This is a genomic window from Actinomadura sp. CNU-125, assembly GCF_001942465.1.
Taxonomy (GTDB): domain Bacteria; phylum Actinomycetota; class Actinomycetes; order Streptosporangiales; family Streptosporangiaceae; genus Spirillospora.
The window spans coordinates 21,780-30,871 of record NZ_MKJY01000595.1 but is presented as its reverse complement, the minus strand read 5'-3'; the positions used below and the strand labels follow the sequence as shown (position 1 = coordinate 30,871).

Genomic DNA, 9,092 nt, shown 5'->3' with positions numbered 1-9,092 from the left:
CCGCCTCCGCCTCTCGAATCGAAGGATCAGCCATGCCGTCGGCCACGCCGACACGCCTCCGCGGCCGCACGCCCGGCCCGTCCGGCACGCCCGGTCCGTCCGCGCCGCGCCGGGCCGGGCCGATGGCGGTCGCCCCGCCGCTGTTCGTCCTGCTGTGGAGCAGCGCGTTCATCGCCGGGGTCCCGGGCGTGGAGTCGGCGCCGCCGCTGCTGCTGATGTTCGCCCGGTTCGGCCTCGCCGGGCTGCTGCTCACCGGGTACGCGCTGGCCGTCCGGGCGGCGTGGCCGCGCGGCCGGGCGCTCGCGCACCTCGCGGTCACCGGCCTGCTCATCCAGGCCGTGCAGTTCGGCAGCTTCTACACCGCGCTCGACCTGGGCTTTCCCGCCGCGGTCGTGTCGCTCGTGCAGGGCCTCAACCCGGTCGTGATCGCGCTCGCCGCCCGGTTCCTCGGCGAGACCGTCACCGCCCGCCAGTGGGCCGGGTTCGCGCTCGGCGCCGCGGGCGTCGCCCTCGCCGTCGCCGACCGGCTCAGCCTGTCGGCCGGCGGCGTGCTGCTGTGCCTGCTCGGCCTCGTCGGCCTCAGCGCCGGGACGCTCTACCAGAAGCGGTTCGTGCCCGACATGGACGTCCGGTCGGGCACCGCCGTGCAGCTCCTCGCCGCCGCCCCCGCCGTCGGCGTCCTGAGCCTCGCGCTGGAGACGCCGCACGTCTCGGACTGGACGAAGTTCGGCGGCTCGGTGGCCTGGATGGTCCTGGTCAACGCCATCGCCGCGTTCCTGCTGCTCAACACCATGCTGCAGCGGTTCTCCGCGAGCCGCGTCAGCACCCTGTTCTTCCTCACGCCGTCCGTCACCGCCGTCATGGCGTGGCTGCTGATCGGCCAGTCGCTGCACCCGCTGGCGGTCGTCGGGCTGGTGCTGGGCGGGGCGGGCGTGCTGCTGGCGAACCGGCAGGTCAGGACGCCCGAACCGGCAGGATGATCCGGGACGCGCGGGCCGCGTCGCAGAACACGGTGTGGTCCGCGCGGACCATCGCCGGGTTCCGGTCGAAGCGGGGGAAGTTGGACGAGGCGATCTCGACCCGGATCCGGTGCCCCGCGCGGAACGTCTGGCTCGTGGCGGCGAGGTCGATCTCGTGCCGCGTCCGGTCGCCGGGGGAGCGGACGATCCCGTCCGTGACGCCCATCGCGCGCCCGTCCGGCCGCACGTCCACGAGCTTCGCCGTCCAGTCGGCGCCCGGCGCGGACGTCGCCGCGTGCAGCACCGCCGTGACCGGCCCCGTCACCTCGACGTCCGCGCTCAGGACGGGCGTGGTGAAGCACAGGACGTCGGGGCGCTCCTCGATCGCGCGCTGGTCGCGGGGGCCCACGTTCACCGGGTCGGGCAGCAGCAGCCCGCCGCCGTGCGTCGGCACGGGGTCGTCCGGGTCGTGGACGAACGCGCACGGCGCGGCGTCCGCGTCCGGCGCGTCGGGGGAGAGCGTCCCGTCGGCGTGCAGGTAGTAGGGGGTGCCGGTGAATCCGGGCGGCGGCCACGCCTCGGCCTCCCGCCACTCGTTCGCGCCCATCGTGAAGTACCGGACCTTCGGGCCGTCGGTCGATCCGCTCAGGAACCCGATCTGCGTCGGTTCCAGCAGCGCGGTCGCGGCGGCGGCCGAATGCCCGAAGTCGAGCTCCCCGACGCCGGACGCCTGCGACAGGTGCGACCACGGCCATGATCAGCCGTCCGCCGGGGATCCGGCGGAAGTTCTCCAGGGTGCCGCGCAGGAACACGTCGAACCATCCGGCCGTGTGCAGGACGGGCACGTCGATCCGGTCGTGCCGGAGCGTCTCCGCGACGCCCTCCCAGTACTCGTCGCGTTCGGGATGGTCCGTCCAGTCGCGCCAGAACGGGAACATCTCCGACACGCCCGGCATGTCGCGGACGGGCGTCGTGCGCAGGGCCTCGTCCGGGTCGGCGAGCACGCCCAGCAGCGTCGCGAACCCGTCGCCCGGCGGCCGCCCGCCCGCGATGCCGTGCATGACGCCCAGCAGCCCCTGCAGGGAGCCCCAGTGGAACGCCGACCCGACCGCGAACGCGCCACCGTGGTACTTCAGCCCCTCGTAGAAGTCGTGCGGGGTCATCGACGCCACCACGGCCTTCAGGCCGTCGGGCCGCTCTGCCGCGAGCTGCAGCGCGCACCCCGCGAGATACGACACCCCCGACGCGACGACCTCGCCGTTCGACCACGGCTGCGCCGCGATCCACGCCACCGTGTCGGCTCCGTCGCGGCCCTCGTTCTCCCACGGGACGAACTCGCCGTCGCTGCTCCCGCGCCCCCGGCAGTGCTGCAGCACCACCGCCATGCCCGCGTGCAGGAACGCGCCGACCGGCTGCGAGCGGAACACCTGCTCGCCGTAGGGGCCGCGCACGAGGACGGTCCGGTGCGGCCCGCCCGCCGCCGGGCGGTGCACGTCCGCCCGCAGGATCGTGCCGTCCCGCATCTCGATCGGCTGGTCGAGCGTCGTCGTGACGGGGACGGCTGGACGGTCGAGCTTCGTCATCGGACGGACTCCCGGTGCGCGGGGCAGGGCGTACCGACGTTAGGCACTTTCGCGTTGGGCGTCAACGAAATGCCGAACGATTACCCTTCGCCGAGCAGCCCGCGCTCCACCGCGAGGTCGAGGGCCGCCCGCGCGGCGGGCGCGAGCAGGCGCCGCTCGTCCGGCGCGACGAACCGGAACTCGTCCACCTCGCCCGACGCCGCCATCGCGCCCCGCGCGTCCGCCGTGAAGCACGCCATCCGGACGTGCTCGAACGCGGGCTGGTCGTGCGCCGGGGCGCGCAGCACGCCCAGCTCCCGCAGCGACGCCCGCTCCAGTTCCAGCCCGAGCTCCTCGCGCACCTCCCGCGCCAGCGCCGCCGCGTCGCTCTCGCCCGGCTCCCGCTTGCCGCCGGGCAGGTACAGCAGGTCACGGCCGCGCGACCGGACGGCGAGCAGCCGCCCGTCCACGATCCGCACCCACGCGACGACGTCCAGTTCGGCGATCGAATCAGGCATGCCGCCCAGTATCGCCGGACGCTAGAGCCGCCGGGACTCCAGCACGCGGCTCAGGAACTCGCGGGTGCGCGGCTCGGCCGGATCGGAGAAGATCCGCTCCGCGGGGCCGCGCTCCAGCAGGACGCCGTCGTGCAGGAAGCAGACGGTGTCGGCGATGTCCCGCGCGAACCCCATCTCGTGGGTCGCCAGGATCATCGTCATCCCCGACTCCTTCAGCTCCCGGATGATGCCCATCACCTCGGTGACCAGCTCCGGGTCGAGCGCCGACGTCACCTCGTCCAGCAGCAGCAGGCTCGGCCGCCCCGCCATCGCCCGGACGATCGCCACCCGCTGCTGCTGCCCGCCCGACAGCCGGTCGGGGAACTCGCCCGCCTTGTCCGCCAGCCCGAACCGGGCCAGCAGCTCCCGCGCCTGCTCCTCGGCCTCCCGCCGCTTCCGCCGGTGCACCCGGACGGGCGCCAGCGTGATGTTGTCGAGCACCGACATGTGCGGGAACAGGTTGTACGACTGGAACACCATCCCGATCCGCTTGCGGACGTCGTCGGGATCGGCGTCCGGATCGGTGATCTCCTCGTCCTCCAGGAAGATCGCCCCGTCGTCCACCGTCTCCAGCACGTTCACGCAGCGCAGCAGCGTCGACTTGCCGGAACCGGACGCGCCGATCAGGCACACCACCTCATGCCGCGCGACGCCAGATCGACGCCGCGCAGCACCGGATGCGACCGGTAGGTCTTCCAGACGCCTTCGACGCGCAGCAGCGGGTCGCTCATGTGCCGCCTCCGGGGGCGCGGCGGCGCTCCGCGCGCGCCGCGAGATGGTCGGTGAACCGGGCCAGCGGCACCGTCAGCGCCACGAACAGCACCGCCGCCGCCAGGTAGGGCGTGTAGTCGAACGTCTCGGCCGAGTGGATCTGCGCCTGCCGCAGCGCCTCCAGCGGGCCGAGCACCGCGACCAGCGCCGTGTCCTTCTGCAGCGACGCGAAGTCGTTCAGCAGCGGCGGGACGACCCGGCGCACGGCCTGCGGCAGCACCACGAACCGCAGCGACTGCGCCCGGCTCAGCCCCAGCGACCGGGCCGCCGCGCGCTGGCTCGGATGCACCGAGTCGATGCCCGCCCGGAACACCTCCGCGACGTACGCCCCGTAGGACAGGACGAGCGCGAACCCGCCCAGCACCGCCGGGCTGTCCGGGATCCCCTGCAGCCGCAGCGCCGGAAGCCCGAACCCCACCAGGTACACCAGCAGGATCGTGGGGATGCCCCGGAACACGTCCGTGTAGGCGATCGCGAGCGCCCGCAGCGGGAAGAACAGCGGGTTGCGCAGCCCCCGCGCCAGCGCGACCAGCAGCCCCAGCAGCAGGATCAGCGGCTCGGCCACCAGGAAGATCTGGACGTTCAGCCAGAAGCCGCGCAGGACGTCCGGGAGCGCGCCGGTGAACTCGTTCCAGTCGAAGAACGTGTCGTGCACCCGCGGCCAGCCCGGCGACGACACCACCACGCCCGCGACCACCGCGACGAACAGCAGGCTCGACACGGTCGCCAGCGACGCCGACCGGACGCCCGCGCGGCGCCGCCGCCGCTCGCGCTCCAACTGCCGCTCGCTCTTCACCCACGCGGGGCCGCCGCGCGGCGCCCCGTCCTCGGTCGGCGTCTTCACTTCAGCAGCGGGGCGTCGCCCTCGGCGGCCAGCCACTTGTCCTCGATCTTCTGCAGCTCACCCGACGACTTCAGCGCGCCGATCGCCTCGTTCAGGCAGCTCACGAGCGGGTTCCCGCGCTCCAGCAGCAGCCCGAAGTGCTCGGTGTCGCCGTCCCGGTGCGGGAGCTGCCCGACGATCTTCGCGCCGTCGATCTGCGCGGCGGTGACGTAGAACGCGGTCGGCAGGTCGACGACCAGCAGGTCCACCTGCTCGTTCTTCAGCGCGTTCACCGCGTCGATCTGCGTGTTGAACACCTTCGGCTGCTCGCCGGGCGCGATCTGCTCCTTGACGGCCTGCAGCGAGGTCGTCCCGACCTGCACCGCGATCGAGGCGTCCTTCAGCTCCGCCATCGTCGTCGCGCCCGCGTACTTCGAGTCGCCGAGCGTCACGACGGCCTGCCGGACGGTGTAGTAGCCGTCGCTGAAGGTCACGGCCTTCGCCCGCTCCGGGGTGACCGAGATCTGGTTCACGTCGAAGTCGAACTTCTTCGGGCCGGGCGCGTACGCGGAGTCGAACGGCTGCACCGTCCAGGCGACCTCGTTCTCGGCGAAGCCGAGTTCTTCGGCGACCGCGTACGTCACGGCGCTCTCGAAGCCCTCGCCGTTGGACGGGTCGTCGCCGGAGAACCACGGCTCGAACGCCGGCTTGTCGGTCGCGACCGTCAGCTTGCCGGGCGTCTTGAGGTTCAGGTCCTCCTTGGCGCACGAGGCGGGCGCCTCGGCCGTCGACGTCTCCTCGGGGGCGCAGGCGGTGCCGGCGAGGACGAGCGCGGCGAGCCCCGTCAGCAGGGGCAGGTAGCGGCGGGACACGGGGGGCTCCAGGTGTGTTGTTCTGTTCGGGGTCTAGGCGGGCCGGACGGCCCGGAGGGTGATCGACGTCGCGCCCGCCAGGCCGAGGACGGCGACCGCCGAGCCCTGGTTGACGGCCAGGCCGAGCCGGCCGGACGAGTCGATCCACAGCAGCGGGCGGCCGGGCGCGACGCCGCCGAAGGTCTCGGCGAAGGGGATCCGCTCGCCTCGTCCGGGGGCGTCCGGAACGGTCCAGGCGACGTCCAGCGGGGTGCCGGGGGCGAGCGGGCCGAACGCGGCGGCGAGGTCGTCCGGCTCCGCGCCCAGCACCAGGCTGCCGAACCTGTCGGTGTACAGGACGGGGGCGGTCAGCTCGCCCTCGGCGACGACCGGGGCGGGAACGTCGAGCGGCATCGGCTCCACGGCCCGGCCGAACTCGGCGACGTCCGTCCCGGCGGCGGCGTGCGCGGCGGCGAGGGGGAGAAGACGTCGCGGCCGTGGAACGACGCCGACACCGACGGCAGCCGGTGGGCGGGGTTCTCCAGCTCGTGCGCCGCGACGATCCCGCCGAGCGTCTCGGCCGCCGGGACCAGCAGCCCGTTGTCCGGGCCGACCAGCACGTCGCCGCGCCCGGTGCGGACCGCGACCGGCCGCCGGGGCGTCCCCACGCCCGGGTCGACGATCCCGACGTGCACGCCCACCGGCAGGTACGGCAGGGCCTGCCGCAGCAGCATCGCGCCCTCCCGGACGTCGAACGGGGTGATCTCGTCGCTGAGCACCAGCACGTTCGCGTCCGGGACTATTCCGTACATCACGCCCGCGCAGATGCCGGTGTAGGCCGCGCCGAAATCGGTCGCCAGGCTGATGAACGGACGGTGATCGGGCATGGACACCTCGGACCAGCGGTGATGACGGAGGGTAAGGCGCAAAGCGTACCAACCCGGGCCCCGTATGCTCACGTGCGATGCGCCCCGAAGCCCTCGACCCCGTCCTGCTGCGGACGTTCGTCGCCGTCGCCGACCTCGGTTCCTTCACCGCCGCCGCGTCCGCCGCCGGCTACACCCAGTCGGCGGTCTCCCGGCAGATCGCCGCCCTCGAAGACCTCTGCGGCGTCGAACTGTTCGCGCGCGCGCCCGCGGCGTCCGTCCGACCCCCGCCGCCGAGCACCTGCTGCCGCACGCCCGCGCCCTGCACGACCGGCTCGCCGACACCGCCCGCGCCCTCGACGGGCTGCGCCGCCTCGACGCCGGGACGCTGCGGCTCGGCGCGTTCCCGATCCGATCGTCGCGCTCGTCCGCGCGCGCTGGCACGGCTGCGGTCCCGCCACCCGGGCGTCCACGCCGTCCTGCGGGAAGGCCTCACCGAGCGGCTAATGCCGATGCTCGACGCGGGCGACCTCGACCTCGCCGTCGTCAGCACGCACAAGGCCCCCGCCCCCGCGCGACCCGGTCCCGCTGCTCGACGACGACCTCCTCGTCGCCCTCCCGGCGGCCCACCCGCTGGCCGCGCGGCGCCGCGTCCCCCTCGACGGCCTCGCGGACGAGCCGTGGATCGTCGCCGACGAGCCCGCCGCCGTCGCCGCCCTGCACGCCCGGTGCGAGGCCGCCGGGTTCGTCCCGCGCACCCCGCTGCGGGCCGCCGAATGGCTCTCGAAGCTGGGCCTGGTCGCGGAGGGGTTCGGGGTCACGTTCGTCCCGGCCCTGGCGGCCGCGCGGCGGCGCGGGACGCCGTCGTGCTGCGCCCCGTCGCGCAGGGGGGCGCGCCCGGTCCGCCGCGCCGGAGCGTCTACGCCGTCGTGGGGCGGCACGCCCGCAGGTCGCCCGCCGTCACCGCGTTCCTGGCGGACCTGCGGGACGTCGCCGCCGACCTGACCGGCTAGACCGCCGCGACGACCTCGACCTCCAGCAGGGCGTCCGGGTGGAAGAGCCGGGGCACCTCCACGGTCGTGCTCGTCGGGGACTTGCCGGGGAAGTACCGGGCCCGGACCTCCCCGTACTCCCGGCGCAGGTCCAGATCCGTCAGGAACGTGCGGATATTGACCACGTCGGCGAACCCCGCGCCGTGCGCCGCGAGGATCCGCTCCAGCAGGGAGAAGACGACCTCCGACTGCCGGGTCATGTCGCCCCGCCCGTCGATCTCCCCGTCCGCGCCGAGGGCGACCTGCCCCGAGACGTACAGCATCGGCCCGGACGTCACGTGGACGGCGTGCGAGTAGAGGGGCGTCGGCGGCGGCGGGACGGTCGCCGGGTCGCTGTGGACGATGCGCGTCGGCGCGTCCGCGGCGATGTGCTCCGCGAGGGAGGTCAGGTCGCGGTAGCCGAGGCCGCGGCCAGCGCCGCCGCCGTCCGGCGGTGCGCGGCCGCCAGCAGCCCCCCGGCCGGTGGCCGGGCCGCCCCGACGGCGAGATCGAGGTCCTTGCCGGCGAGCGCCAGCGTGAAGCGGGGCGTCGCGTCCGCGCGGGCCTCCCGCACCCGGCGGGCCTGCGGGCTGCCGATGCCGAGGACGTCCAGCGCGCCTCGGACGCGTCGACGCCGAGCGCGTCCGCCGCCGCGAGGGCCTCCCCGAGCACGGCGAAGTTCGCGACGAGCACCGCGTTCGCGACCAGCTTCAGCGCCGCGCCCGTCCCGGCCGGACCCACCCGGTGGACCCGCCCGAACGCCGACAGGACGGCCGCGCAGGCGGTCCTCGTCGGGGGCGTCGCCGCCCGCGAGGACCTCCAGCCCGCCCGCCTCCGCCTGCGGGACGCTGCCGACCACGGGCGCGTCGACGTACCCGACGCCGTCCGGCCAGCCGCCCCCGGACGCGGCGCGCGGCGTCCGGGCCGATCGTGGAGGTGTCGGCGACCACCGCCCCCGGGCCGAGCGCGGCGGCCGCGCCGTCGGCCCGAACAGCGCGTCCTCCACCGCCCGCCCGTCGGTGAGCATCGTGACGACCAGCTCGCGGCCCGCGGCCGCCGCCGCCGGGGTGTCGTGCGCGACGCCCCGGCGGCGGCGAGCGGCGCGGCCGCGGCGGGAGTGCGGTTCCACACGGTGAGGTCGTGCCCGGCGTCGAGGAGCCGCGCCGCCATCGGGGCGCCCATCCGCCCCAGTCCAAGAAAGGCGATCTTCGTCATGCCGCCGACGCTAAGCGGCTCCGGACCATTCCACCAGCGAAGATCTCTCAGGGCGGCCATGCGGATCGCGCATGGCTCGTTCAGACCGCGAAAAGGATCCCGACGAACGCCAGCAGGATCGTCACGCCCGTCGCCAGCAGGACCGATCCGGGATCGGCGACCCGCTCCCCGCGCGCCAGCCGGTGCCGCGCCGCCGCAGGCTCGCGCGCGTCCGGCGCAACTGGAGCGCGGCGGCCCCGCACACGCACCGCCGCCGCCGTCGCCGCGCCGAACGCCGACGGCGCCAGCCGCACGCAGAACAGGCCCGCGACGACCAGCGCCAGCGTCGTCCGCGACCACGCCAGCGCCGTCCGCTCCGGCTGCGCCCCCCGGTCCCAGAGCCCCGGCCCCCGGCCATGTCGGGTCACCGGAGCCCCCGGCGCGCCGTCCGGCCCCGGCATGGTGCCCGCCGCCGGGA

General features: G+C 74.9%; 11 protein-coding genes and 3 pseudogenes. 3 read left to right on the top strand and 11 right to left on the bottom strand.

Going from position 1 to position 9,092, the window contains the following annotated elements:
• The coding region (locus tag BJF79_RS48695) for a DMT family transporter (RefSeq protein WP_262403683.1) at window positions 1-980 on the top strand (980 nt) is incomplete at its 5' end.
• Here BJF79_RS48695 and BJF79_RS57745 read toward each other — a convergent pair.
• The 8 genes and pseudogenes from BJF79_RS57745 to BJF79_RS65005 all read right to left on the bottom strand — a co-directional run bounded on the left by BJF79_RS57745 (window position 955) and on the right by BJF79_RS65005 (window position 6,410).
• Window positions 955-1,698: a CocE/NonD family hydrolase gene (locus BJF79_RS57745; RefSeq protein WP_083734827.1), complete on the bottom strand. Its 744-nt coding sequence runs from the start codon at window positions 1,696-1,698 to the stop codon at window positions 955-957. The genes BJF79_RS48695 and BJF79_RS57745 overlap by 26 nt on opposite strands.
• A gap of 88 nt (window positions 1,699-1,786) precedes the next feature.
• A pseudogene (locus tag BJF79_RS68180) lies at window positions 1,787-2,482 on the bottom strand (CocE/NonD family hydrolase); the annotation flags it as partial.
• A 140-nt stretch (window positions 2,483-2,622) separates the two neighbouring features.
• On the bottom strand, window positions 2,623-3,039 hold the full coding sequence (locus BJF79_RS48685; RefSeq protein ID WP_075907357.1) for an NUDIX hydrolase: 417 nt from the start codon (window positions 3,037-3,039) through the stop codon (window positions 2,623-2,625).
• Between the two features lie 21 nt (window positions 3,040-3,060).
• The gene (locus BJF79_RS48680) at window positions 3,061-3,711 is read right to left on the bottom strand and encodes an amino acid ABC transporter ATP-binding protein (protein WP_410050238.1); all 651 of its coding nucleotides are present in this window, start codon (window positions 3,709-3,711) and stop codon (window positions 3,061-3,063) included.
• A 94-nt stretch (window positions 3,712-3,805) separates the two neighbouring features.
• Window positions 3,806-4,693, bottom strand: coding sequence for an amino acid ABC transporter permease (locus BJF79_RS48675; RefSeq protein ID WP_075907356.1), 888 nt, complete (start codon window positions 4,691-4,693; stop codon window positions 3,806-3,808).
• Window positions 4,690-5,544: an ABC transporter substrate-binding protein gene (locus BJF79_RS48670; RefSeq protein WP_075907355.1), complete on the bottom strand. Its 855-nt coding sequence runs from the start codon at window positions 5,542-5,544 to the stop codon at window positions 4,690-4,692. Before BJF79_RS48670 ends, BJF79_RS48675 begins: the two co-directional genes overlap by 4 nt.
• Before the next feature lie 33 nt (window positions 5,545-5,577).
• Complete coding sequence (locus BJF79_RS65010) at window positions 5,578-5,937, bottom strand: SAM hydroxide adenosyltransferase (RefSeq protein ID WP_316043587.1); 360 nt, start codon at window positions 5,935-5,937, stop codon at window positions 5,578-5,580.
• Entirely contained in the window at window positions 5,892-6,410 is a 519-nt protein-coding gene (locus BJF79_RS65005; protein ID WP_262403681.1) for an S-adenosyl-l-methionine hydroxide adenosyltransferase family protein, read from the bottom strand. Before BJF79_RS65005 ends, BJF79_RS65010 begins: the two co-directional genes overlap by 46 nt.
• Before the next feature lie 77 nt (window positions 6,411-6,487).
• Here BJF79_RS65005 and BJF79_RS64995 point away from each other — a divergent pair.
• Together BJF79_RS64995 and BJF79_RS64990 are read left to right on the top strand one after the other, a co-directional pair.
• Window positions 6,488-6,940 (top strand): annotated as a pseudogene (locus BJF79_RS64995) (LysR family transcriptional regulator); the annotation flags it as partial.
• 37 nt (window positions 6,941-6,977) lie between these two features.
• On the top strand, window positions 6,978-7,394 hold the full coding sequence (locus BJF79_RS64990; protein WP_316043588.1) for a LysR substrate-binding domain-containing protein: 417 nt from the start codon (window positions 6,978-6,980) through the stop codon (window positions 7,392-7,394).
• A gap of 4 nt (window positions 7,395-7,398) precedes the next feature.
• Here BJF79_RS64990 and BJF79_RS48655 read toward each other — a convergent pair whose 3' ends face one another.
• From BJF79_RS48655 to BJF79_RS48640, 3 genes and pseudogenes are all read right to left on the bottom strand, one after another.
• Window positions 7,399-7,704, bottom strand: coding sequence for a RidA family protein (locus BJF79_RS48655; RefSeq protein WP_083734825.1), 306 nt, complete (start codon window positions 7,702-7,704; stop codon window positions 7,399-7,401).
• 122 nt (window positions 7,705-7,826) lie between these two features.
• Window positions 7,827-8,590 (bottom strand): annotated as a pseudogene (locus BJF79_RS48650) (NAD(P)-binding domain-containing protein).
• Window positions 8,591-8,715: 125 nt separating this feature from the next.
• Entirely contained in the window at window positions 8,716-9,075 is a 360-nt protein-coding gene (locus BJF79_RS48640) for a DUF202 domain-containing protein (protein WP_083734824.1), read from the bottom strand.
• Window positions 9,076-9,092: the final 17 nt, after the last annotated feature.

Coding starts and splice junctions, on each gene's coding strand:
- BJF79_RS48640 (WP_083734824.1), bottom strand. CDS start 9,075: ATGCCGGGGCCGGACGGCGCGCCGGGGGCTCCGGTGACCCGACATGGC.
- BJF79_RS48655 (WP_083734825.1), bottom strand. CDS start 7,704: ATGCTGTACGTCTCGGGGCAGGTCGCCCTCGGCGCGGACGGGGAGATC.
- BJF79_RS48685 (WP_075907357.1), bottom strand. CDS start 3,039: ATGCCTGATTCGATCGCCGAACTGGACGTCGTCGCGTGGGTGCGGATC.
- BJF79_RS65010 (WP_316043587.1), bottom strand. CDS start 5,937: ATGCCGCTCGACGTTCCCGCCCCGGTCGTCGCCGAGGGCGAGCTGACC.
- BJF79_RS65005 (WP_262403681.1), bottom strand. CDS start 6,410: ATGCCCGATCACCGTCCGTTCATCAGCCTGGCGACCGATTTCGGCGCG.